We start from the raw sequence: 23,639 nt of genomic DNA, 5'->3' as shown, positions 1-23,639 counted from the left end.
CCCGCGGGCCGGTCGCTGTCAGTGCCGCGTGGGATGCTGTAGGCGATGGCCAGAAAGACTGCGAATGACGAGCCTCTCGCCCCGGTGACCCTCGCCGTGGGCCAGGAGGACCTGCTGCTCGACCGTGCCGTGCAGGAGGTGGTGGCCGCCGCCCGGGCCGCCGACGCCGACACCGACGTACGGGACCTGGCGCCGGACCAGTTGCAGCCCGGCACGCTCGCCGAACTGACGAGCCCCTCGCTCTTCGCCGAGCGCAAGGTCGTGGTCGTACGCAACGCGCAGGATCTCCCCGCCGACACCGTCAAGGACGTGAAGGCGTACCTCGGGTCGCCCGCGGAGGAGATCACCCTCGTGCTGCTGCACGCGGGCGGCGCCAAGGGCAAGGGGCTGCTGGACGCGGCGCGCAAGGCGGGCGCGCGGGAGGTGGCCTGCCCGAAGATGACCAAGCCCGCGGACCGGCTGGCCTTCGTACGGGGGGAGTTCCGCTCGTTCGGCCGGTCGGCGACGCCGGAGGCCTGCCAGGCGCTCTGCGACGCCATCGGCAGCGATCTGCGGGAGCTGGCCTCCGCGGTGTCGCAGCTCGTCGCCGACGTCGAGAGGACGATCGACGAGGCGGTCGTCGGCCGGTACTACACCGGGCGGGCCGAGGCCTCCAGCTTCACGGTCGCCGACCGGGCCGTGGAGGGGCGGACGGCGGAGGCGCTGGAAGCGCTCCGGTGGTCGCTGGCGACCGGCGTGGCCCCGGTGCTCATCACCAGCGCGCTCGCCCAGGGAGTGCGGGCGATCGGCAAGCTCTCCTCGGCCCGCGGTGGCCGGCCCGCGGACCTCGCGCGGGAGCTGGGCATGCCGCCCTGGAAGATCGACCGGGTGCGCCAGCAGATGCGGGGCTGGACACCGGACGCAGTGGCCGTGGCGCTGCGCGCGGTCGCCGAGGCCGACGCGGGTGTGAAGGGCGGCGGCGACGACCCCGAGTACGCGCTGGAGAAGGCGGTCGTGACCATCGCCCGGGCCGCGCGCTCCCGAGGCCGGGGCTGACGGCGGGGGCCGTACTCCGCCGTCGCGGCACCCTCTGATCGAGTCGCCCGGCGGCGGTCGGCGAGGAGAATCGTAGGTGTCCGCCGTCCGTCGCAGACACACGGGAAGATGGCGATCGCCATGGCTGAGCACCCGCACGCGACCCTCGTCCGCGAGGCCTACGCGGCCTTCCTCCGCGCCGATCTGGACGCCCTGCGCGGGCTGATGACGGCGGACGTCACCCACCACGTGCCTGGCAGCCACGCGCTCTCGGGCGACTTCAAGGGCCAGGACGCGGTGATCGGCATGTACCGCCGCCTCTTCCAGGAGACCGGTGGCAGCTTCCGCGCCGAGCTGCGTCATGTGTTCGTCGACGGCCGGGGCCATGCCGTGGCCCTGCACCGCATCACCGCCGAGCGCGAGGGCAGAAGCCACCGTGCGGACGGATGCCTCGTCCTGCGTGTCGTCGGCGACAGGATCACCGACATCGACGAGTGCGTCGACGACGTGGACGAGGAGAACCGGTTCTGGGGCTGAGGCCCGCGGCATGCCGAAGGCCCCGCCGCCCGCCCTGGGGAAGGGAGAGCGCCGGGGCCTTCGGATCACAACGGGGGATCCGCACCCGCGTGGCGAACGCAGGCCGCGTACGGATCCGGGGTGCCGGACGGGAGCGGATGAGAGAGGGCCCGCTCTGGGTCCTTCCGGCGGTCAGATCACAAAGGAGGTTCAGCCCTGGAGGGACGCGACCTTGGAAGCGAGCGCCGACTTCTTGTTGGCGGCCTGGTTCTTGTGGATGACGCCCTTGGAGACGGCCTTGTCGAGCGCACGCGCGGCAGCGCGCTGCAGCTCGGTGGCCTTCTCGGTGTCACCCGCGGCAGCGGCCTCACGGGCCTTGCGGATCGCGGTCTTCAGGGAGGACTTGACGGCCTTGTTGCGCAGCCGGGCCTTCTCGTTGGTCTTGATCCGCTTGATCTGGGACTTGATGTTCGCCACGAAGGAGCCTTTTCAGGTTCTGGTGCGGGGCCGTTGGGGTCCCGCGCCGGTGATCCAAAATTTCCTGGTAGTGCCTCGTGCTGAGAGGGCATGAGGCACAGCCATCTACAGTACCAGTGGCCCTGCGAGCGGCCCAAAACGGTCTCCGGTCCCTCCGCGTGGGACCATGGAGACTACGTATCGATCCGACCCGAGGCATAAGGCGCCTCAAGAGACAGGACCCTGCGTGCCCGCGACCCCTAACCATGTGCCCGAGCCGAGCCGCACCGACCCGGCCCTGATCCGCAACTTCTGCATCATCGCGCACATCGACCACGGCAAGTCCACGCTCGCCGACCGGATGCTCCAGCTGACCGGTGTGGTCGAGCAGCGGCAGATGCGTGCTCAGTACCTCGACCGGATGGACATCGAGCGCGAGCGCGGCATCACGATCAAGTCCCAGGCGGTGCGTCTGCCCTGGGCCCCGACCGAGGGCCCCGACCAGGGCACGGCCCACATCCTCAACATGATCGACACTCCGGGGCACGTCGACTTCACCTACGAGGTGTCGCGGTCACTGGCCGCCTGTGAGGGGACCATCCTCCTCGTCGACGCCGCCCAGGGCATCGAGGCGCAGACCCTCGCCAACCTCTACCTGGCGATGGAGAACGACCTCACGATCATCCCCGTGCTGAACAAGATCGACCTGCCGGCCGCGCAGCCGGAGAAGTTCGCCGAGGAGCTGGCGAACCTGGTCGGCTGCGACCCGGACGACGTCCTCAAGGTCTCCGCCAAGACCGGTCTGGGCGTCGACGCCCTGCTGAACAAGGTGGTCAGGGAGATCCCGGCGCCGGTCGGGGTCGCCGACGCCCCCGCCCGCGCGATGATCTTCGACTCGGTCTACGACTCCTACCGCGGTGTCGTGACGTACGTCCGTGTCATCGACGGCCAGCTCAACAAGCGCGAGCGCATCCGCATGATGTCGACGGGCGCCACGCACGAGCTGCTGGAGATCGGGACCAACTCGCCCGAGATGCTCCCCGCCGACGGCCTCGGCGTGGGTGAGGTGGGCTACCTGATCACCGGTGTGAAGGACGTCCGCCAGTCCAAGGTCGGTGACACCGTCACCAGCCAGGCCAAGGGCGCCACGGAGCCGCTCGGCGGCTACAAGGACCCCAAGCCCATGGTCTTCTCGGGCCTGTATCCGCTGGACGGCTCCGACTACCCCGAGCTGCGCGAGGCCCTGGACAAGCTGCAGCTCAACGACGCCGCGCTGGTCTACGAGCCGGAGACGTCCGCCGCCCTCGGCTTCGGTTTCCGCGTCGGTTTCCTCGGCCTGCTGCACCTGGACGTGATCCGCGAGCGGCTGGAGCGCGAGTTCGGGCTGGACCTGATCGCCACCGCCCCCAACGTGGTCTACCGCGTGCTCATGGAGGACGGCACCGAGCACACGGTCACCAACCCCAGCGAGTTCCCCGAAGGCAAGATCAACGAGGTCTACGAGCCCGTCGTGCGCGCCACCATCCTGGCGCCCACCGAGTTCATCGGCTCGATCATGGAGCTGTGCCAGACCCGGCGCGGCACCCTGCTCGGCATGGACTACCTCTCGGAGGACCGGGTCGAGATCCGCTACACGCTGCCGCTCGCGGAGATCGTCTTCGACTTCTTCGACCAGCTGAAGTCCAAGACCCGCGGCTACGCCTCGCTGGACTACGAGCCCACCGGCGAGCAGACGTCGAGCCTGGTCAAGGTCGACATCCTGCTGCACGGCGACAAGGTGGACGCCTTCTCGGCGATCACCCACAAGGACGCGGCCTACGCGTACGGCGTGCGGCTCGTCGCCAAGCTGCGCGAGCTCATCCCGCGGCAGGCCTTCGAGGTGCCCATCCAGGCCGCCATCGGCTCCCGGGTCATCGCCCGCGAGACCATCCGCGCCATCCGCAAGGACGTCCTCGCCAAGTGCTACGGCGGCGACATCTCCCGCAAGCGGAAGCTGCTGGAGAAGCAGAAGGAAGGCAAGAAGCGGATGAAGATGGTGGGTTCCGTGGAGGTTCCGCAGGAGGCCTTCATCGCCGTCCTGTCCAGCGATGACAGCGCGGGGTCGGGCAAGGGCAAGAAGTAACCGGAGGTTACAGCCGGTCACATGCGCAAAACGGACACCGAGGGGCTCGTCGTGCGAAAGCGCGGCGGGCCCCTGTGCGCGCGTGGCACCGCGCCGCGGGGAAAGTGACAGGCCGGTGCCCCTTACGCAGCGGCCGGTCGCCCCTTACCCTGATGCCTGCTCGATAGTTACTCGCGAGTTAAACAACGAGTCCCAATCCCACCGTGAGTCAACCCAGCCGCACCTGAGCCAGCCGCACCGTCGCGGGCCCCGGAGGATGTCGTGAGCGACACACAGACCCTGATCGAGAACCGTCCGCCGTCCGTGGCGGCCCTCTTCCTGGAGCGCGTGGCGGCCACACCGGACGCCGAGGCCTACCGCCATCCCGTGCCCCCGGCCTCCGGGGAGGGTCCCGACGACTGGAGGTCGCTGACCTGGGGCGAGGCGGCCGAGCGGGTCTACGCCATCGCCGCCGGCCTCATCGAACTGGGCCTCCAGCCGGAGCAGCGGGTGGCGCTCGCCGCCTCCACCCGGGTCGAGTGGATCCTCGCCGACCTCGGCATCATGTGCGCGGGCGGTGCCACCACCACGATCTACCCGCAGACCAACGCCGACGAGTCGGCGTTCATCCTCTCGGACTCCGACAGCAGGGTGCTGATCGCCGAGGACGCGGCCCAGCTCGCCAAGGCCGTGGAGAAGCGCGCCGAGCTGCCCGCGCTGACCAAGGTCGTCGTCATCGACCCGGCCGGCGTCGAGACCGACGACTGGGTGACCACCCTCGCCGAGCTGGAGCAGCGCGGCGCCGCCCATCTGGAGAAGCACCCCGAGCTGATCAAGGAGCGGGTCGGTGCGATCACCGGGGACCAGCTCGCCACCCTGATCTACACCTCGGGCACCACCGGCCGCCCCAAGGGCGTGCGCCTGCCGCACGACAACTGGGCGTACATGGCCAAGGCGATCGCCGCGACCGGTCTGGTCGACGGGAACGACGTGCAGTACCTGTGGCTGCCGCTGGCGCACGTCTTCGGCAAGGTGCTCACCTCGGGGCAGATCGAGGTCGGGCACGTCACCGCGGTCGACGGCCGGGTCGACAAGATCATCGAGAATCTCCCGGTGGTGCGGCCGACGTACATGGCGGCCGTGCCGCGCATCTTCGAGAAGGTGTACAACGGCGTCGCGGCCAAGGCCCGCGAGGGCGGTGCGGCCAAGTACAAGATCTTCCAGTGGGCCGCCGAGGTGGCCCGCGAGTACGCCAAGGTCTCGCAGGACAACTTCCGCCGCACCGGCGCCCACTCGGTGCCGTTCGGCCTGGCCTCCAAGCACAAGGTCGCCGACACCCTCGTCTACGGCAAGCTCCGCGAGGCCTTCGGCGGGCGGCTGCGCGCCTGTGTCTCCGGCGCCTCCGCGCTGGCCCCCGAGATCGGCTTCTTCTTCGCCGGCGCCGGCATCCACATCCTGGAGGGCTACGGCCTCACCGAGTCCTCCGCGGCCTCCTTCGTCAACCCCGGCGAGGCCTACCGCACCGGCACCGTCGGCAAGCCCCTGCCCGGCACCGAGGTCCGCATCGCCGACGACGGCGAGATCCTGCTGCGCGGCCCCGGCATCATGGACGGCTACCACCAGCAGCCCGAGAAGACCGCCGAGGTGCTGGAGTCCGACGGCTGGTTCCACACCGGTGACATCGGCGAGCTGTCCCCCGACGGCTACCTGCGGATCACCGACCGCAAGAAGGACCTCATCAAGACCTCCGGCGGCAAGTACGTCGCCCCGGCCGAGGTCGAGGGCCAGTTCAAGGCGGTGTGCCCGTACGTCTCCAACATCCTGGTGCACGGCGCCGACCGGAACTACTGCACCGCCCTCATCGCCCTCGACGAGGCCGCCATCCTGCAGTGGGCCAAGGACAACGGACTCGACGGCAGGTCGTACGCCGAGGTGGTGGCCGCGCCGCAGACCGTCGAGATGGTCGACGGCTACGTCAAGGAGCTCAACGAGGGCCTGCAGCGCTGGCAGACCATCAAGAAGTACCGGCTGCTGCCCCGTGACCTCGATGTGGAGCACGGCGAGATCACGCCGAGCCTGAAGCTGAAGCGGCCCGTCGTGGAGCGGGAGTACAAGCACCTCATCGACGAGATGTACGCGGGAACCCGTGAATCCTGACGCCGCCGAAGCGTGAGGACGGCGGGGGCCGCGCCCGGTGCGGTCCCCGCCCCCTTACGACTCGCGCCGCTTCCCGTCCGGAACTGACCGTCTTCCTGCGCCTCGGTAGCACAGTTCTCACGCGTTGCCGCCCGCTTCGGTGACTCACCGCTTAGGCTCGCGTCCGGTCTGTCACCCTGGCCGCATGGACATGGCGGCCATACCGACGCAACGGGAGAACGACGCCCCCGCCCCGACGGTGCGCGGGCACGCCGGCCTGCCGGGCAGTCCGCTCGCCCCGGGCTCCGCCCGCGCCCTGGTGCGCGCCGCGCTCGCCGACGTCCCCCAGGCGCCCCGGCGGTTCGTGGACGACGCCATGGCCGTCGTCAGCGAACTCGTCACCAACGCCGTCGTCCACGCGGGCACCGACATCGACGTGGACTGGCGTCTGGAGGCGTCCGGAGCCCTCGTCGTCGAGGTCGGCGACCGCCATCCGTGCCGCGCCCCGCGCGATCCCGGTGCCGGCGAGGCACCGCACGAGACGCAGGAGTACGGGCGCGGGCTGCGCCTGGTCGCCACCCTCGCGGAGACCTGGGGCGTCACCTACCGCCGGGACGGCAAGACCGTCTGGGCGCGGCTGCGGCCCGGCGGCGAACCCCTGGACCCGTCCGCCCCCGACCTGGGCGTCGCCGAGGTCCTCGCCCCGCGGCCGCAGGGAGCCGGACGCGACCGGGACTGGCTCGGCCGGGGCGCGCTCTCCTTCCTCGCCGAGGCCTCCGACCTGCTGGCCGGACAGCTCGACGAGAACCTGGTCGCCGCCCTCACCGGCCGGCTGATCGTGCCCCGGCTCGCCGACTGGTGCGCGGTCTGGCTGGAGGACGAGGCGACCGTACGCGGCGGCGACGGCCTCGTACCCGCCCGGGTGTGGGTGGCGGACGAGGACCGCGCCGAGGAACTGCACCTCGCCCTGGAGAAGCAACCGCCCCGGCCACCGGAGTGCCTGCGCCCCGACCCGGAGCCCTACCCGTGGCCCGGCGAGGCGCTCGGCACCCACGGCACGGCCCTCGCCTTCCGCCTCATGGCCGGCGGCCGCCCGCTCGGCACCCTGGTCCTCGGGCGGTGCGGACAGCCCCGGTTCCCCGATGAGGTGACCGGTCTGGTGGAGGACCTGAGCCGCCGGGTGGCCCTCGCCATCGGCGCGGCCCGCCAGTACGCCCGGCAGGCCACCATCAGCGCCGTCCTGCAGCGCGGGCTGCTGCCCGGGGCGGTGGCCGAGATCCCCGGCATGAGCAGCGCCCTCGTCTACGAACCCCGCGACAAGGGCGGCCCGAGCGGCGACTTCTACGACCTGTTCCCGGCGGGCGACGGCCGCTGGTGCTTCGCCGTGGGCGACGTCCAGGGCAAGGGCCCGGAGGCGGCCGTCGTGATCGGGCTCGCCCGGCCGTGGCTGCGCCTGCTGGCCCGCGAGGGGTACCGGGTCGCCGACGTCCTGGACCGGCTCAACCAGCTCCTCCTCGACGACGCCACCGAGGCCGCCGACGCCGCCGCCCGCACGCTGGTCGCGGCCGGCGGCCGCCCCGTGGCCGCCGGGGACGGACCGCAGACACGCTTCCTGTCCCTGCTCTACGGCGAGCTGACGCCCCACGCCGACGGCGGCGTCCGCTGCACCCTCGCCTCCGCCGGGCACCCCCTGCCACTGCTGCTGCGCCCCGACGGCGAGGTGCGCACCGCGGCCCGCCCGCAGACCCTGCTCGGCGTGGTGGAGGACGAGACCTACACCAGCGAGACCGTCGAGCTGCGGCCCGGCGACAGCATGCTGTGCGTCACCGACGGCGTCACCGAGCGGCGCTCCGGCTCCCGCCAGTTCGACGACGGCGACGGGCTCGCCCGGGCCCTGTCCGGCTGCGCGGGCCTGAACGCCGAGGAGATAGCCGAGCGGATCCGCCGCCTCGTGCACGACTTCGGCGGGGGCCGGCCCGAGGACGACCTGGCCCTGCTGGTGCTCCAGGCGGGGTGAGTCCCGCCGTACGGGACAATGGGGGGCATGCCTTCCGCACTCCCCGACGGTGAGCCCGTCCCCGACGACGGCGCGCTGCCCGCCTCCGCGCTCGCCGGGGCCGCCGGCCGCCCCCTAGGGTTCTACCTGCACGTCCCGTACTGCGCGACCCGCTGCGGCTACTGCGACTTCAACACGTACACCGCCACCGAGCTGCGCGGCACCGGCGGTGTGCTCGCGTCCCGGGACAACTACGCGGACACCCTGACGGACGAGATCCGGCTGGCGCGGAAGGTCCTGGGCGACGACCCCCGCCAGGTCCGTACCGTCTTCGTGGGCGGCGGCACGCCCACCCTGCTGGCCGCGGCCGACCTGGTGCGGGCGCTGGCGGCGATCCGCGACGAGTTCGGTCTCGCGCCGGACGCGGAGATCACGACCGAGGCGAACCCGGAGTCGGTCGACCCGGCGTACCTCGCCACCCTCCGGGAGGGCGGCTTCAACCGGATCTCGTTCGGCATGCAGAGCGCGCGGCAGCACGTGCTGCGCGTGCTCGACCGCACGCACACCCCCGGACGCCCCGAGGCATGTGTGGCCGAGGCCCGGGCGGCCGGCTTCGAGCATGTCAACCTGGACCTGATCTACGGCACTCCCGGGGAGAGCGACGACGACTGGCGGGCCTCGCTCGACGCGGCGGTCGGCGCGGGCCCCGACCACGTCAGCGCCTATGCCCTGATCGTGGAGGAGGGCACCCAGCTCGCCCGGCGCATCCGCCGCGGCGAGGTCCCGGCGACGGACGACGACGTCCACGCGGACCGCTACCTGATCGCCGAGGAGACGCTGTCCGCCGCGGGCTTCGAGTGGTACGAGGTCTCCAACTGGGCCACGTCCCGGTCCGGGCGCTGTCTGCACAACGAGCTGTACTGGCGGGGCGCCGACTGGTGGGGAGCGGGTCCCGGGGCCCACTCGCACGTGGGCGGGGTCCGCTGGTGGAACGTCAAGCACCCGGGCGCCTACGCGGCGGCACTGGCCGCGGGCCGTTCCCCGGGCGCGGGCCGCGAACTGCTCTCGGACGAGGACCGGCGGGTGGAGCGGGTCCTGCTGGAGCTGCGGCTGCGGGAGGGCGCCCCCCTGTCGCTGCTGCGTCGGGAGGGCCTGGCGGCCTCAGGACGCGCCCTGTCCGACGGCCTCCTCCAGGCGGGCCCGTACGACGAGGGGCGCGCCGTCCTGACCCTGCGCGGCCGCCTGCTGGCGGACGCGGTGGTGCGGGACCTGGTGGACTGATCCCGCCGGAGGGCGAACCGGCGGGAAGCCGGGATCGCGTCCCTGACGTGGTTCGTGGGCTGCCGCCGACGGTGCGCGGCGGACGGGGCCCGCCGGGACAGGCCTGGCGGCGGACCACCGGAGCAGGCGGACGCGTAGGTTCGGCGACCTCGTGCCACCGCCGGCCGTCGGCATCGATCTCGACACGCGCCGCTTCGGCGCCTTCCGCCGCTCCCCGCTACGCCGTGACGAAGTCGATCAGTTCCTCCACGCGGCCCAGCAGCTCCGGCTCCAGGTCCTTGTAGGACCGCACCCGGGACAGGATCCGCTGCCAGGCCGCGCCCGTGTTCTCCGGCCAGCCCAGGGACCGGCACACGCCGGTCTTCCAGTCCTGGCCGTGCGGGACGCGGGGCCAGGACCGGATGCCCAGCGAGGCGGGCTTCACCGCCTCCCAGACGTCGATGTACGGGTGGCCGACGACCAGCGCGTGCTCGCTCGTCACCGACTCGGCGATGCGCCACTCCTTCGTGCCCGGCACCAGGTGGTCCACCAGGACACCCAGCCGCGCGTCGGGGCCGGGCGCGAACTCCGCCACGATCGACGGCAGGTCGTCCACGCCCTCCAGGTACTCCACCACCACGCCCTCGACGCGCAGGTCGTCGCCCCACACCTTCTCGACCAGCTCGGCGTCGTGCCGGCCCTCGACGTAGATGCGGCCGGCGCGGGCCACGCGCGCGCGTGCGCCGGGAACGGCCACCGAACCGGACGCCGTGCGGGTGGGCCGTGCCGGACCCGACGACGGCCGCACCAGGGTCACCACCCTGCCCTCCAGCAGGAAACCGCGCGGTTCCAGCGGGAACACCCGGTGCTTGCCGAAGCGGTCCTCCAGCGTCACCGTGCCCGCCTCGCAGCGGACCACCGCCCCGCAGAACCCGGTACCGGGCTCCTCGACCACCAGCCCCGGCTGGGCCGCGACCTCGGGCACGGGCCGGGGCTTCTTCCACGGCGGGGTCAGATCGGAGGTGTACTGGCGCATTCGCACGACGATAGGAGAACCGGCGGGTCCGTGCTCATGACACGCCGAAGCGAGCCGCGAGCTCTTCGCGCTGACGCCGTACGAACGCCGCGTCCACCACCGCTCCGTGGCCGGGTACGTACAGCGCGTCCTCGCCGCCGAGGGACAGCAGGTGGTCGAGCGCGTCCGGCCAGCGGGACGGCACCGCGTCCGGGCCCGCCTGCGGTTCCCCCGACTCCTCCACCAGATCGCCGCAGAAGACGACCTCCGGGTCGCCCGGCACCAGCACCGCCAGATCGTGGGCCGTGTGGCCGGGACCCACGTTGGCCAGCAGCACCTGGCGCCCGCCGCCCAGGTCCAGGGTCCACTCCCCGCAGACCAGGTGCCGGGGCCGCGCCGGCGCGTCCACCGCCTCGTCGGCGTCCGGCACCGGCAGGCCGTTCCTGATGGCGTCCAGGCGCAGCTCCTCGCGCCCGCGCGCCAGCACCGCGTCCATGCCGACCGCCGCGTACACCTCGGCCCCGGCCAGGGCGGACGCCCCGAAGACGTGGTCGAAGTGGGGATGGGTGAGCGCGAGATGGGTCACACGGTGCCCCGCGAGCCGCTGCGCCTGCTCCCGCAGCCGCGCACCCTCGGCGAGGCTCGACCCGGCGTCCACCATCAGGGCCGTACCCGCCCCCAGCACCAGGCCCGCGGTGCAGTCCCAGCCGGGCAGCCGGCAGCGCCCGACCCCGCCGGCCAACCGCTCCCACCCCAGCTCTTCCCAAGTCACGGTCATGACGCGACGCTAGCGGTAGGACGGGGTACGGCGGGGCCGACCTTGCCCGGGGAGTACCCCACGGCCGTACACTGGCCGGGGAACGCTGGCACTCGGGCACATCGAGTGCCAGGCGGACGAACCGAAGGGCCGAGCGGAAGACATGCTGGAGGTGCGCGCGGATGCTGAGTGAACGCAGGCTTCAGGTGCTGCGCGCCATCGTCCAGGACTACGTGGGCACCGAGGAGCCGGTCGGCTCCAAGGCACTCACCGAGCGGCACGGCCTCGGCGTGTCCCCGGCGACCGTGCGCAACGACATGGCCGCCCTGGAGGACGAGGGGTACATCGCCCAGCCGCACACCAGCGCCGGGCGCATCCCCACCGACAAGGGCTACCGGCTGTTCGTGGACAAGCTCGCGGGCGTCAAGCCGATGACGGGGCCCGAGCGCCGGGCGATCCAGAACTTCCTCGAGGGCGCCGTCGACCTCGACGACGTCGTCGCCCGCACGGTGCGGCTGCTCGCGCAGCTCACCCGGCAGGTCGCCGTCGTGCAGTACCCGTCCCTGACCCGGTCCACCGTGCGGCACGTGGAGCTGCTCTCGCTCGCCCCCGCGCGCGTGATGCTCGTGCTGATCACGGACACCGGCCGGGTCGAGCAGCGGATGGTGGACTGCCCGGCGCCGTTCGGGGAGACTGCCCTCGCCGACCTCAGGGCGAGGCTCAACAGCCGGGTCGCGGGACGCCGGTTCACCGACGTGCCGCGTCTGGTCGAGGACCTGCCCGACGCGTTCGAGCACGAGGATCGCGGTACGGTCTCCACAGTGCTCTCCACTCTGCTGGAGACACTGGTCGAGGAGAACGAGGAGCGGCTGATGATCGGCGGCACCGCCAATCTCACCCGCTTCGGACATGACTTTCCCCTCACGATCCGGCCCGTCCTGGAGGCCCTCGAGGAGCAGGTCGTGCTCCTCAAGCTCCTCGGCGAGGCGAAGGATCCGGGCGTGATGGTGCGCATCGGGCACGAGAACGCACACGAGGGACTCAACTCCACGTCCGTCGTGTCGGTCGGCTACGGTTCGGGCGGCGAGGCGGTTGCCAAGCTCGGCGTGGTCGGACCGACCCGCATGGATTACCCGGGAACGATGGGAGCGGTACGCGCAGTGGCACGGTACGTCGGACAGATCCTGGCGGAGTCGTAAGTGGCCACGGACTACTACGCCGTTCTCGGCGTGCGCCGCGACGCGTCGCAGGATGAGATCAAGAAGGCGTTCCGTCGGCTCGCGCGCGAGCTGCACCCGGACGTCAACCCCGATCCGAAGACCCAGGAGCGGTTCAAGGAGATCAACGCCGCTTACGAGGTGCTGTCGGACCCGCAGAAGAAGCAGGTCTACGACCTCGGCGGCGACCCGCTCTCCCAGTCGGGCGGCGCGGGCGCGGGCGGGTTCGGGGCCGGTGGCTTCGGCAACTTCTCCGACATCATGGACGCGTTCTTCGGCACGGCGTCGCAGCGCGGGCCGCGCTCGCGCACCCGGCGCGGCCAGGACGCGATGATCCGGATCGACGTCGAGCTGGACGAGGCGGCCTTCGGCACGACCAAGGACATCCAGGTCGACACCGCGGTCGTCTGCAACACCTGCAGCGGCGAGGGCGCGGCTCCGGGCACGACCGCCCAGACATGTGACATGTGCCGCGGCCGCGGCGAGGTGTCGCAGGTCACCCGGTCCTTCCTGGGCCAGGTCATGACCTCGCGGCCCTGCCCCCAGTGCCAGGGCTTCGGTACGGTCGTGCCGACCCCGTGCCCCGAGTGCGCGGGCGACGGCCGGGTGCGCTCCCGCCGCACCCTCACCGTGAAGATCCCGGCCGGTGTCGACAACGGCACCCGGATCCAGCTCGCCGGCGAGGGCGAGGTCGGCCCCGGCGGCGGTCCGGCCGGTGACCTGTACGTCGAGATCCACGAGCTGCCGCACTCGACCTTCCAGCGGCGCGGCGACGACCTGCACTGCACGGTCACCATCCCGATGACCGCGGCGGCGCTCGGCACCAAGGTCCCGCTGGAGACGCTGGACGGCCTGGAGGAGGTCGACATCCGGCCGGGCACCCAGTCCGGCCAGTCGATCCCGCTGCACAACCGGGGCGTCACGCATCTGCGCGGCGGCGGCCGGGGCGACCTGATCGTGCACGTCGAGGTCACCACCCCGACCAAGCTGGATCCCGAGCAGGAGCGGTTGCTGCGCGAACTGGCGAAGCTCCGGGGCGAGGAGCGTCCCCAGGGGCAGTTCCAGCCGGGGCAGCAGGGTCTGTTCTCCCGGTTGAAGGACGCGTTCAACGGGCGCTGAGGGCCGAAGGGGCAGTGCCTCCCCGGCCCCGCCGGGGGCCGTCGCCCCCGGAGCCCGGCCCCGGTCCACCCGCCGGCCGGTGCGGTGGGCCGGAGCCGTGGGCCGGAAAGTGGCATGTGCCATGAGGAAGACCCGATTCGGTGCTCCCCCCGGGACGTGACAACATGCGGGCATGTCCTCCGCGCTGACCGATCTCTTCCCCCGGCCGATCGTGCAGGCTCCCATGGCGGGCGGGATCTCCGTACCCCAGCTCGCCGCGGCCGTGTCCGAGGCGGGCGGGCTCGGATTCCTCGCCGCCGGTTACAAGACCGCCGACGGCATGTACCAGGAGATCAAGCAGCTACGGGGACTCACCGGCCGGCCCTTCGGCGTGAACCTCCTCATGCCGCAGCCCGAGTACGCGGAGTCCGGCACCGTCGAGGTCTACACCCACCAGCTCGCCGGAGAGGCCGCCTGGTACGAGACCGAGCTGGGCGACCCGGACAGCGGCCGGGACGACGGCTACGACGCCAAGCTCGCCGTACTGCTCGACGACCCGGTGCCGGTGGTCTCCTTCCACTTCGGTGTCCCGGCGCGCGAGGCCATCGACTCCCTGCGCCGCGCCGGGACGATCACCCTGGTCGCCGCCACCACGCCGGAGGAGGCGCGTGCCGTCGAGCGGGCCGGGGCGGACGCGGTGATCGCGCAGGGCGTCGAGGCCGGCGGCCACCAGGGAGCCCACCGGGACGTCCCCGAGAACGACGGCTCGGGCATCGGCCTGCTGTCGCTGCTCGCACAGATCCGCGAGGCCGTGCGCATCCCGGTCGTCGCCACCGGCGGCATCATGCGCGGCGGCCAGATCGCCGCCGCCCTCGCGGCGGGCGCGAGCGCCGCCCAGCTCGGCACGGCGTTCCTCGCCACCCCGGAGTCCGGCGCCCACGCCCTGCACAAGCAGGCCCTGACCAACCCCCTCTTCGCCCGCACCGAGCTGACCCGGGCCTTCTCCGGCCGCCCCGCGCGCGGCCTGGTCAACCGCTTCCTGCGCGAGCACGGCCGCTACGCCCCCGCCGCCTACCCCGAGGTCCACCACGTGACGGTGCCGCTGCGCAGGGCCGCCGCCCGGGCCGGTGACGCGCAGGGCATGGCGCTGTGGGCCGGCCAGGGACACCGGCTGGCCCGGGAGCTGCCTGCCGGGCGGTTGGTGGAGGTGCTGACGGCCGAACTCGTCGCGGCCCGGACAGCGTTGTCGGCCGGGGGTGACGCGCGATGACCGCGCCGGTGTTCGTCGTCGACTCGCTGGAGGGCGTGGGCCCCGGCTCGGTCATCGACGTGGAGGGCCCCGAGGGGCGGCACGCGGTGTCGGTGCGGCGGTTGCAGCCCGGCGAGGAGGTCGTGATCACCGACGGCCGGGGCCGTGGGGCGTCCGGGGTCGTGCTCAGCACCTCGGGGAAGGACCACCTGGTGGTCGAGCCCCGCGCCTTCCCGGTGGAGCCCGAACCCAGCCCGCGCGTCACCGTGGTCCAGGCCCTCCCCAAGGGCGACCGCGGCGAGCTGGCCGTGGAGATGATGACCGAGACCGGCGTCGACGCGATCGTGCCGTGGCAGGCCGCGCGCTGCATCACCCAGTGGAAGGGCGACCGCGGGCAGAAGGCACTCGCCAAGTGGCGCGCCACCGCCCGCGAGGCCGGCAAGCAGTCCCGCCGCCTGCGCTTTCCCGAGGTCGCGGACGCGGCGACGACCAAGCAGGTCGCCGCCCTGCTCGCGGCGGCCGACTTCGCCGCCGTGCTCCACTCCGACTTCGAGCACGACAGCGTCCCCCTCGCCGCCGCCGAACTCCCGGCACAGGGTGAGATCGTGCTGGTCGTGGGACCCGAAGGAGGCGTGGCCCGCGACGAGTTGGCGCTCTTCGAGGAGTCAGGCGCCAAGCCGTGCGTGCTGGGGCCCACCGTGCTGCGCACGTCCACCGCCGGCACCGCCGCGGCGGCCCTCCTGCTGGGCCGCACCGGCCGCTGGTCCTGACCACCGAGGAGACACCATGGAACTCGCCCAAGTCCGGCTCTTCGTCACCGACTTCGCCGCCTGCTACCGCTTCTACGCCGACGTCCTCGGTCTCAGGCCGCAGTCCGGCACCGGTGCGGGGCCGTACGAGAAGTTCAGCCCGCACGCCGGCTCGGCCGGGATCGCCCTGCAGGACCGCGCCATGATGGCCGGGGTACTGGCGGAGCTGGGCGAGACCGCCACCGGGCACCGCTCCCTGGTCGTGCTGCGGGTGGACGACCTCGACGCGTACTGCGCGGAGATCACGGCCCGGGGCGCGACCGTGCTGCACGGGCCGGCCCCGATGACCGAGCGCATGCGCGTGGCCCACATCAAGGACCCGGAGGGCAACGTGGTGGAACTCCAGGAATGGCTGCTCCTGCGCACCTGACGGCGGGGAGCGCGTTCGGACCGGGCGAAGGCCCCGGGCCGCCGCTGCCCGATCGGGTGAGTGGCCGTATGCGGCCTTCCGTCCTGGGAGCGGTGGTGGCACGCTGCCCTCCATGGGGGCATCGAGGCGGATTCGGCGCCGACCGCGGGCCGTGCGCGGCGCGGCCGTGGCGGGGCTCGTGGTGATGGGCGCGGGCGCGGTGGTGGCGTGCCAGCCGGGCGACCTGAGCGCGGCCGCGGCCGCGTACACCACCGACAGCACCGCGACCGCCGAGCTGAAGCGGCGCCACGTGGACGTGAGCTGGCTCACCTGCACCGGCGACTACGGCGGCAGGAGTGGCCGGGCGTCCGGGAGTTCACCCTCGCCGACGGAGAGCACCGTCGTGTCCGTCGACTGCCAGGGGCAGACCGAGGACGGGCGGAGGATCACGGTCACGGGGAAGGTGACCCGGGCCGTCGACGGGGCCTGTGTGCGCGGGGACCTGACGGCCAGGGTCGGCGGCCGGCAGGTCTTCCGGGTCAGCGGGCTGGGCGACTGCGACGCCACGCCCGGTCCGACGTACCGGCCGCCCGACCAGCGGGGCGGGCAGCCGACCGTCACGGTGACGGTGACGCGGACCATCTGGTGTGTGAAGGACCCGAGTTGCCGGCCCGTGGAGGGCAAGTGATCGGAACCGCGAGCGAGGGGCGCCGGTCGCTGCGTACAGTGACGGGGTGACTCAGGCGGCTTCGACGGCATCCTCCGGCTACCTCCGATTCCCGCACCCGCACGGCGACCTGGTGACCTTCGTCGCCGAGGACGACGTCTGGCTGGCCCCCCTCGACGGCGGCCGCGCCTGGCGGGTCAGCGCCGACAACGTCCCCGTGAACCATCCCCGCCTCTCGCCCGACGGCACCGCCGTCGCCTGGACCTCCACCCGCGACGGCGCCCCCGAGGTGCACCTCGCCCCGGTGGCCGGCGGCCCCGCCAGGCGGCTGACGCACTGGGGGAGTTGGCGGACCCAGGTGCGCGGCTGGACCCCACGGGGCGAGGTGCTCGCGCTCAGCACCCAGGGCCGGGCGAGTCTGCGCCGCAGCTGGGCCCGGGCCGTTCCGCTCGACGGGGGACCGGCCGCCACCCTGCCGTACGGGCCGGTCGGCGACGTCGCCTACGGCCCGCACACCGTGCTGTTGTCCGCCCCGATGGGCCGCGAGGCCGCCTGGTGGAAGCGCTACCGGGGCGGTACCGCGGGCAAGCTGTGGATCGACCGGGACGGCGACGGCGAGTTCGTCCGGCTGCACGAGGAGCTGGACGGCAACATCGAGTACCCGCTGTGGGCCGGCGACCGGATCGCCTTCCTCTCCGACCACGAGGGCACCGGCGCGCTGTACTCCTCCCTCGCCGACGGCTCCGACCTGCGCCGGCACACCGCGCTCGAGGGTTTCTACGCCCGGCACGCCGCCACCGACGGAACCCGGGTCGTCTTCTCCCGCGCCGGTGAACTGTGGCTGCTCGACGACCTCGACGGCGCCGAACCGCGCCGGCTGGACATCCGCCTCGGCGGACCGCGGGTGGACCTCCAGCCGTTCCCGGTGAACGCCTCCCACTGGTTCGGCACCGCCGCCCCCGACCACACCGCGCGCGGCAGCGCGGTCGCCGTGCGCGGCGCCGTCCACTGGGTCACCCACCGCTCCGGGCCCGCCCGCGCGCTCGCCGCCCAGCCGGGCGTACGGACCAGGCTGCCGCGCACCTTCCGCGCCGAGGGCGAGGAATGGGTGGTGTGGGTGACGGACGCCGAGGGCGAGGACGCCCTGGAGTTCGCGCCCGCCACCGGCGCCGCCCCCGGCACGCCCCCGCGCCGGCTCGCCGCCGGGCGGCTCGGCCGCGTCCTGGAACTGGCCATGGCACACGACGGCAGCCGGGCCGCCGTCGCCGCGCACGACGGGCGGCTGCTGCTGGTCGAGCGGGAGACCGGCGAGGTGCGCGAGGTGACCCGCAGCGAGCACGGCCACGTCCACGGGCTCGCCTTCTCACCCGACTCCGGCTGGCTGGCCTGGGCCCATCCCGGCCCCGAACCCCTCTCCCAGCTCCGTCTCGCCAACACCACCGACCTGTCGGTCACCGAGGCGACCCCACTGCGCTTCCAGGACTACGCGCCCGCCTTCACCCTGGACGGCAAGCACCTCGCCTTCCTCTCCAGCCGCTCCTTCGACCCGGTCTACGACGAGCACGTCTTCGACCTGGCCTTCGTGGAGGGCGTACGCCCGCACCTGATCACCCTCGCCGCGACCACCCCGTCCCCGTTCGGGCCGCAGCGGCACGGCCGGCCCTTCGGCACCCCCGACAAGGAGGAGACGCCGGACAGCGAGGGCACCCCGGTGACCCGGATCGACCTCGACGGGCTCGCCGACCGCATCGTGCCCTTCCCGGTCGAGGCCGCCCGCTACTCCAACCTGCGCGCGGCCAGGGACGGGGTGCTCTGGCTGCGCCACCCGGTGCGCGGCGTCCTCGGCGCCGGCCGCGCCACGCCCGACGCCCCCGACCCGAAGACGCGGCTCGAACGCTACGACCTCGCCCAGCGTCGGCTGGAGCACCTCGCCGCCGACGCCGACCACTTCGAGGTCAGCGGCGACGGCAGGAGGGTGCTGCTGTGGAGCGACGGCCGGCTCCGGGTGGTACCCGCCGACCGGCACGCCTCCGACGACGAGGACAGCGACTCGAACATCGCCGTCGACCTGACCCGGATCCGGCAGACCGTCGACCCGGTCGCCGAATGGCGGCAGATGTACGACGAGACGGGCCGCATCATGCGGGACAACTTCTGGCGCGCCGACATGGGAGGCGTCGACTGGGACGGAGTCCTCGACCGCTACCGTCCCGTGCTGGACCGTCTCGCCACCCATGACGACCTGGTGGACCTGCTGTGGGAGGTGCAGGGCGAACTCGGCACCTCGCACGCCTACGTCACCCCGCGCGGCGGCTTCGGCGACGGTGCCCGGCAGGGACTGCTCGGCGCCGACATCTCCCGCCACGAGGACGGCGGCTGGCGCGTCGACCGCGTCCTGCCCTCGGAGACCTCCGACCCCAACGCCCGCTCCCCGCTGGCCGCACCCGGCGTCGCCGTGCGCCCCGGGGACGCGATCGTCGCGGTCGCCGGGCTGCCGGTCGACCCGGTGGCCGGCCCCGGGCCGCTGCTGACCGGCACGGCCGGCAAGCCCGTCGAGCTGACCGTGTCGCCGGCCGGCGGCGGCGATCTGCGCCATGTGGTCGTGGTGCCGCTCGCCGACGAGGAGCCCCTGCGCTACCACGCCTGGGTCGCCGGGCGCCGCGCCCACGTCCACGAGCGGTCCGGCGGCCGGCTCGGCTATCTGCACGTGCCCGACATGCAGGCGCCCGGCTGGGCCCAGATCCACCGCGACCTGAGGATCGAGGTGGCCCGCGAGGGACTGGTCGTCGACGTCCGCGAGAACCGCGGCGGCCACACCTCCCAACTCGTCGTGGAGAAGCTGGCCCGGCGGATCGTCGGCTGGGACCTGCCCCGCGGGATGCGGCCCGAGAGCTACCCGAGGGACGCCCCGCGCGGACCCGTCGTCGCCGTCGCCAACGAGTTCTCCGGCTCCGACGGGGACATCGTCAACGCCGCCATCCGCGCGCTCGGCATCGGCCCCGTCGTCGGCACCCGCACCTGGGGCGGGGTCATCGGCATCGACAGCCGCTACCGCCTGGTCGACGGCACCCTGATCACCCAGCCGAAGTACGCGTTCTGGCTGGAGGGCGCCGGGTGGGGCGTGGAGAACCACGGCGTCGACCCCGACGTGGAGGTCGTGCAGCGCCCGCAGGACCACGTGGCGGGCCGGGACGTCCAACTGGACGAGGCGATCCGGCTGGCCCTGGAGGCTCTGGAGGCGACCCCCGCCAAGACGCCGCCCGAACTGCCGTGACCGGATTGCTCGGCACCCCCGATACGATGCCCCGGTACTGATCACCGGCGTCAGGAGGCACACCCATGGCAGGGGAACCGCAGGACGACTGCCTGTTCTGCAAGATCGTCGCGGGGGCCATCCCGGCGACGGTCGTCCGCGAGACCGAGACCACCGTGGCCTTCCGGGACATAAACCCGCAGGCCCCCACCCACGTCCTGGTGATCCCCAAGGCCCACTACGAGAACGCGGCCGAACTCGCCGCCGGGGCCCCGCGGCTCGCCGCCGACGTGCTCGCCGAGACGCGCGCCGTCGCCGACGAGGAGAAGCTGGACAGCTACCGCGTCGTCTTCAACACCGGCAGCGGCGCCGGCCAGACCGTCTGGCACGCCCACGCGCACGTCCTCGGCGGCCGTGGCCTGGAATGGCCTCCCGGATAACCGGTCATGTCCGTCCGCGAGTTCGTCGTCCTCGGCACCGCCAGCCAGGTACCGACCCGGCACCGCAACCACAACGGCTACCTGCTGCGCTGGGACGGCGAGGGCATCCTGTTCGATCCCGGCGAGGGCACCCAGCGGCAGATGCTGCGCGCCGGGGTCGCCGCCCACGACCTGAACCGGATCTGTGTCACGCACTTCCACGGCGACCACTCCCTCGGGCTGGCCGGAGTGATCCAGCGGATCAACCTCGACCAGGTGCCGCACCCGGTGACCGCGCACTACCCGCGTTCCGGCCGGCGCTTCTTCGACCGGCTGCGGTACGCGACCGCCTACCGGGAGACGGTCCGCCTCACCGAGGCACCGGTCGCGGCCGACGGCGTCCTCGCCCAGACCCCGGCGTACACGCTCGAGGCCCGGAAGCTGTCCCACCCCGTCGAGTCCTACGGCTACCGGCTGACCGAGCCCGACGGGCGCCGGATGCTGCCCGGCCGGCTCGCCGCGCACGGCATCGCCGGCCCGGACGTCGGCCGCCTGCAGCGCGAGGGCCGGCTCGGGGACGTGGCACTGGAGGACGTCAGCGAGGTGCGGCGCGGGCAGCGGTTCGCGTTCGTCATGGACACCCGGCTGTGCGACGGGGCGCACGCGCTCGCCGAGGGCTGCGACCTGCTCGTCATCGAGTCCACGTTCCTCGACGAGGACGCCGCCCTGGCCGCGGACCACGGCCATCTGACGGCGGGACAGGCGGCGGCCGTGGCACGCGACGCCGGTGTGCGGCACCTCGTCCTCACCCACTTCAGCCAGCGCTACCCGGACCCCGGCGAGTTCGAGCGGCAGGCACGGTCGGCCGGCTTCGAGGGCGAGCTGACCGTGGCCCACGACCTGCTGCGGGTGCCGGTTCCGAAACGGAGATGAAACCGCCGTACGATGCGTTGATGCCCCTCCCCAAAGCAGAACTGCACCTGCACATCGAAGGCACTCTCGAGCCCGAGCTGGCGTTCGAGCTGGCCGCCCGCAACGGTGTCGAGCTGCCCTACGCCGACACCGAACAGCTCCGTGAGGCATACCGGTTCGAGGACCTGCAGTCCTTCCTGAACCTGTACTACGAGCTGATGGCCGTCCTGCGCACCGAGCAGGACTTCGCGGACCTGGCCGACGCCTACCTCGCCCGCGCCGCCGCGCAGGGCGTCCGGCACGCGGAGATCTTCTTCGACCCGCAGGCCCACCTCGCCCGGGGACTGGGCATGGGCACCGTCGTGGAGGGGCTGTGGCGGGCGCTCGGCCGCAGTGAGGAGAAGCACGGCGTCTCCACCAGGCTGATCATGTGCTTCCTGCGTGACGAATCCGCCGAGTCGGCGCTGGAGACCCTTCGGGCGGCCGGGCCCTACCTGGACCGGATCACCGGCGTCGGCCTCGACTCCGCCGAGGTCGGCCACCCGCCGGTGAAGTTCCGGGAGGTGTACGAGGCCGCCGCCGCGCTCGGGCTGCGCCGCGTGGCGCACGCCGGTGAGGAGGGGCCGCCGGAGTACATCACCGAGGCCCTGGACGTCCTCGGTGTGGAGCGCGTCGACCACGGCCTGCGCTGCATGGAGGACCCGGCGCTGGTCGAGCGGCTGGTCCGGGACCGCGTCCCGCTGACTCTGTGTCCGCTGTCCAACGTCCGGCTGCGCACGGTGGACGTGCTCGCCGGGCACCCGCTGCCCGCGATGCTGGACGCCGGGCTGCGGTGCACCGTCAACTCCGACGACCCCGCCTACTTCGGCGGGTACGCGGGCGACAACTTCGACGCGGTGCGCTCGGAACTGGGCCTCGGTGACGAACGCCTCCGGGAACTGGCCCGCAACTCCTTCCTCGCCTCCTTCCTGGAGGACGACGAGGAGCGCCGGGCCCGCTACCTCGCCGAGGTGGAGGCCTACGAGTTCGGGTAGGCGGCGGCGGTGTCGTACGCCCCCCGCGCGGCCGGGGCCGGGGTCTCCACCCGGATCTCCACCACGGGCAGCGGCAGCCGCCCCGCGCGCAGGGCCACCAGCGTCATCGGCACCGCGATCGCCAGCAGTCCGGCGGCCAGGACCCGGCCCATGACCGGGAAGCCCGCCCCCGCCGCCAGCACGCTCCCGGTCAGCGGGCCCGCCGCCGTACCCAGCGACGCCGCCGAGCCGACCAGCACCGCCCAGCGGCCGCGCGGGTCCAGGGACGCGGCCAGGCCGATGACGTACGAGAGCACGACCGGGTAGAGCAGGTTCCAGGAGATCTCGCCCGCCGCGAAGGCCGTGAGGCCGTCCGCCGAGGCGCTGAGGGCGACGCAGCCGGCGATGAGCGCCGTGCCCACGCCGATCGGCACCGCCCGGCCGAGGCGCGGCCCGAGCGCACCGGCGCCCACCACGCCGACCAGTCCGGCGCCGAGCGCGACGGCGAACACCGCGCCGACGGTGACCTCGGTCAGGTGGGCCTGCCCGAGACCGATGCGTCCGCTGACGCCCCACAGCGCGTTCTGCGCCAGTGACCAGCAGGGCATGGCCGCGGCGAGCAGCAGTCCGGCCCGCAGGTGGGGCAGCCGGGCGCCGGGCCCGGCCGGACGGCGGGCCGGGGCCGCCGCGCCGGTCAGCCGTCCGGTGAACGGCCACACCGCGAGCGCGGTCAGGGCGATCGCGGCGAACGGCAGGCCGTGGCCGGGGCCGAGGTGGGGGATCGTCAGATAGAGCGCACCGGCGAGCGCGGAGACGCCCAGCAGGCCGAACGTGGTGGCCCGGTGCGGGTCGCGCTGTGCGGCGATGCCGCTGCTGGCGACCGCCGTGACCGTGCCGGAGCCGAACCCGCCGAGGAGGGCGCCCACGACGACGGCCGGTACGGCGTCGCTGAGCGCGGCCCCGCCGTACCCGAGGAAGGCGAGTGCGAGGCCGAGGCGGGCCAGGGAGCGGGCGCCGGCCCGCTCGACGCGGGAGGCCAGCGCGAAGCCGGCGGCCGCCGAACTCAGCAGCAGGGCACTGCCGATGGCCCCGGCCTGGGTGGTGGTGAGCGGAAGCCCGGTGTCCAGCCTGCCGACGGTGGTCGGCAGCAGATACGGGGCGAGGTACCCGGCCGTGAAAAGGGCGACGAGGGGCCAGGGCATGGTGCGGGGGGCGGACACGGGCGTTCCCAGGGCAGGCGAAGGAGCGGCTCGAGAGCCGGGGGAGAGGGGAGGGCGACGGCCGTCGACGGACGGGAACGCGCGAGCAAGTTGTATCAATCACCTGGTTCCAGAAGAAGTTCGGGCCAGGTGATCTGGATCACTTTTGCGTTTGCCTCAAATGATCACGGGTAGGAGCGTTC

The 23,639-nt window shown here is 73.1% G+C and carries 20 protein-coding genes; 16 read left to right on the top strand and 4 right to left on the bottom strand.

The window, feature by feature from the left end:
* The first annotated feature begins 45 nt into the window (after positions 1-45).
* A complete protein-coding gene (gene holA / locus MXD57_RS07535; protein WP_250400530.1) occupies positions 46-1,035 on the top strand; it encodes a DNA polymerase III subunit delta in 990 nt (329 codons plus the stop codon).
* Positions 1,036-1,155: 120 nt separating this feature from the next.
* Positions 1,156-1,551, top strand: coding sequence for a nuclear transport factor 2 family protein (locus MXD57_RS07530; protein ID WP_250400529.1), 396 nt, complete (start codon positions 1,156-1,158; stop codon positions 1,549-1,551).
* 189 nt (positions 1,552-1,740) lie between these two features.
* Here the strand turns inward: MXD57_RS07530 and rpsT are convergent, their stop codons facing one another.
* Positions 1,741-2,007 (bottom strand): 30S ribosomal protein S20, encoded by a 267-nt coding sequence (rpsT, locus tag MXD57_RS07525; protein WP_199210489.1) that lies wholly within the window; start codon positions 2,005-2,007, stop codon positions 1,741-1,743.
* 226 nt (positions 2,008-2,233) lie between these two features.
* On the opposite strand from rpsT, the gene lepA reads away from it, so the two are divergent.
* From lepA to hemW, 4 genes are all read left to right on the top strand, one after another.
* Entirely contained in the window at positions 2,234-4,108 is a 1,875-nt protein-coding gene (gene lepA, locus MXD57_RS07520) for a translation elongation factor 4 (protein ID WP_250400528.1), read from the top strand.
* Positions 4,109-4,369: 261 nt separating this feature from the next.
* On the top strand, positions 4,370-6,244 hold the full coding sequence (locus MXD57_RS07515) for an AMP-dependent synthetase/ligase (RefSeq protein WP_250400527.1): 1,875 nt from the start codon (positions 4,370-4,372) through the stop codon (positions 6,242-6,244).
* Between the two features lie 190 nt (positions 6,245-6,434).
* Positions 6,435-8,240: a SpoIIE family protein phosphatase gene (locus MXD57_RS07510; protein WP_250400563.1), complete on the top strand. Its 1,806-nt coding sequence runs from the start codon at positions 6,435-6,437 to the stop codon at positions 8,238-8,240.
* A 27-nt stretch (positions 8,241-8,267) separates the two neighbouring features.
* Positions 8,268-9,500 carry a radical SAM family heme chaperone HemW gene (gene hemW / locus MXD57_RS07505; protein ID WP_250400526.1) on the top strand — a complete coding sequence of 411 codons (1,233 nt, stop codon included), beginning with the start codon at positions 8,268-8,270 and terminating at the stop codon, positions 9,498-9,500.
* Between the two features lie 217 nt (positions 9,501-9,717).
* Here the strand turns inward: hemW and MXD57_RS07500 are convergent, their stop codons facing one another.
* Both MXD57_RS07500 and MXD57_RS07495 read right to left on the bottom strand, forming a co-directional pair.
* The gene (locus tag MXD57_RS07500) at positions 9,718-10,515 is read right to left on the bottom strand and encodes a DUF3097 domain-containing protein (RefSeq protein WP_250400525.1); all 798 of its coding nucleotides are present in this window, start codon (positions 10,513-10,515) and stop codon (positions 9,718-9,720) included.
* A gap of 34 nt (positions 10,516-10,549) precedes the next feature.
* The gene (locus MXD57_RS07495; RefSeq protein ID WP_250400524.1) at positions 10,550-11,272 is read right to left on the bottom strand and encodes an MBL fold metallo-hydrolase; all 723 of its coding nucleotides are present in this window, start codon (positions 11,270-11,272) and stop codon (positions 10,550-10,552) included.
* A 161-nt stretch (positions 11,273-11,433) separates the two neighbouring features.
* Here MXD57_RS07495 and hrcA point away from each other — a divergent pair, with 161 nt between their 5' ends.
* From hrcA to MXD57_RS07445, 10 genes are all read left to right on the top strand, one after another.
* Positions 11,434-12,450, top strand: a complete 1,017-nt coding sequence (gene hrcA / locus MXD57_RS07490) for a heat-inducible transcriptional repressor HrcA (protein ID WP_250400523.1) — start codon at positions 11,434-11,436, stop codon at positions 12,448-12,450.
* A complete protein-coding gene (gene dnaJ / locus MXD57_RS07485; RefSeq protein ID WP_250400522.1) occupies positions 12,451-13,587 on the top strand; it encodes a molecular chaperone DnaJ in 1,137 nt (378 codons plus the stop codon).
* 172 nt (positions 13,588-13,759) lie between these two features.
* Positions 13,760-14,836 carry a nitronate monooxygenase gene (locus MXD57_RS07480; protein ID WP_250400521.1) on the top strand — a complete coding sequence of 359 codons (1,077 nt, stop codon included), beginning with the start codon at positions 13,760-13,762 and terminating at the stop codon, positions 14,834-14,836.
* Positions 14,833-15,585, top strand: a complete 753-nt coding sequence (locus MXD57_RS07475) for a 16S rRNA (uracil(1498)-N(3))-methyltransferase (protein ID WP_250400520.1) — start codon at positions 14,833-14,835, stop codon at positions 15,583-15,585. The genes MXD57_RS07480 and MXD57_RS07475 overlap by 4 nt, the downstream gene beginning before the upstream one ends.
* 16 nt (positions 15,586-15,601) lie before the next feature.
* Positions 15,602-15,994 carry a VOC family protein gene (locus MXD57_RS07470; protein ID WP_250400519.1) on the top strand — a complete coding sequence of 131 codons (393 nt, stop codon included), beginning with the start codon at positions 15,602-15,604 and terminating at the stop codon, positions 15,992-15,994.
* Between the two features lie 112 nt (positions 15,995-16,106).
* Positions 16,107-16,661, top strand: coding sequence for a hypothetical protein (locus MXD57_RS07465; protein WP_250400518.1), 555 nt, complete (start codon positions 16,107-16,109; stop codon positions 16,659-16,661).
* A gap of 46 nt (positions 16,662-16,707) precedes the next feature.
* Entirely contained in the window at positions 16,708-19,914 is a 3,207-nt protein-coding gene (locus MXD57_RS07460; protein WP_250400517.1) for a S41 family peptidase, read from the top strand.
* A 65-nt stretch (positions 19,915-19,979) separates the two neighbouring features.
* Positions 19,980-20,333 (top strand): histidine triad nucleotide-binding protein, encoded by a 354-nt coding sequence (locus MXD57_RS07455; protein ID WP_250400516.1) that lies wholly within the window; start codon positions 19,980-19,982, stop codon positions 20,331-20,333.
* A gap of 6 nt (positions 20,334-20,339) precedes the next feature.
* Positions 20,340-21,245 carry a ribonuclease Z gene (locus MXD57_RS07450; RefSeq protein WP_250400515.1) on the top strand — a complete coding sequence of 302 codons (906 nt, stop codon included), beginning with the start codon at positions 20,340-20,342 and terminating at the stop codon, positions 21,243-21,245.
* 20 nt (positions 21,246-21,265) lie between these two features.
* On the top strand, positions 21,266-22,258 hold the full coding sequence (locus MXD57_RS07445) for an adenosine deaminase (protein ID WP_250400514.1): 993 nt from the start codon (positions 21,266-21,268) through the stop codon (positions 22,256-22,258).
* Here MXD57_RS07445 and MXD57_RS07440 read toward each other — a convergent pair.
* Positions 22,243-23,457: an MFS transporter gene (locus MXD57_RS07440; protein ID WP_250400513.1), complete on the bottom strand. Its 1,215-nt coding sequence runs from the start codon at positions 23,455-23,457 to the stop codon at positions 22,243-22,245. The two genes, MXD57_RS07445 and MXD57_RS07440, sit on opposite strands and share 16 nt — an antisense overlap.
* Positions 23,458-23,639: the final 182 nt, after the last annotated feature.

The sequence above is a fragment of the Streptomyces cellostaticus genome, assembly GCF_023630175.1.
Taxonomy (GTDB): domain Bacteria; phylum Actinomycetota; class Actinomycetes; order Streptomycetales; family Streptomycetaceae; genus Streptomyces; species Streptomyces cellostaticus_A.
This window is presented reverse-complemented; position numbering and strand designations above follow the sequence as displayed.

Bases quoted from the DNA above. Each gene is read 5' to 3' on its own strand.
- holA (WP_250400530.1), top strand. From the start codon at position 46: ATGGCCAGAAAGACTGCGAATGACGAGCCTCTCGCCCCGGTGACCCTC.
- MXD57_RS07530 (WP_250400529.1), top strand. From the start codon at position 1,156: ATGGCTGAGCACCCGCACGCGACCCTCGTCCGCGAGGCCTACGCGGCC.
- MXD57_RS07510 (WP_250400563.1), top strand. From the start codon at position 6,435: ATGGCGGCCATACCGACGCAACGGGAGAACGACGCCCCCGCCCCGACG.
- hemW (WP_250400526.1), top strand. From the start codon at position 8,268: ATGCCTTCCGCACTCCCCGACGGTGAGCCCGTCCCCGACGACGGCGCG.
- MXD57_RS07500 (WP_250400525.1), bottom strand. From the start codon at position 10,515: ATGCGCCAGTACACCTCCGATCTGACCCCGCCGTGGAAGAAGCCCCGG.
- MXD57_RS07495 (WP_250400524.1), bottom strand. From the start codon at position 11,272: ATGACCGTGACTTGGGAAGAGCTGGGGTGGGAGCGGTTGGCCGGCGGG.
- hrcA (WP_250400523.1), top strand. From the start codon at position 11,434: ATGCTGAGTGAACGCAGGCTTCAGGTGCTGCGCGCCATCGTCCAGGAC.
- MXD57_RS07480 (WP_250400521.1), top strand. From the start codon at position 13,760: ATGTCCTCCGCGCTGACCGATCTCTTCCCCCGGCCGATCGTGCAGGCT.
- MXD57_RS07475 (WP_250400520.1), top strand. From the start codon at position 14,833: ATGACCGCGCCGGTGTTCGTCGTCGACTCGCTGGAGGGCGTGGGCCCC.
- MXD57_RS07470 (WP_250400519.1), top strand. From the start codon at position 15,602: ATGGAACTCGCCCAAGTCCGGCTCTTCGTCACCGACTTCGCCGCCTGC.
- MXD57_RS07465 (WP_250400518.1), top strand. From the start codon at position 16,107: ATGGGGGCATCGAGGCGGATTCGGCGCCGACCGCGGGCCGTGCGCGGC.
- MXD57_RS07455 (WP_250400516.1), top strand. From the start codon at position 19,980: ATGGCAGGGGAACCGCAGGACGACTGCCTGTTCTGCAAGATCGTCGCG.
- MXD57_RS07450 (WP_250400515.1), top strand. From the start codon at position 20,340: ATGTCCGTCCGCGAGTTCGTCGTCCTCGGCACCGCCAGCCAGGTACCG.
- MXD57_RS07445 (WP_250400514.1), top strand. From the start codon at position 21,266: ATGCCCCTCCCCAAAGCAGAACTGCACCTGCACATCGAAGGCACTCTC.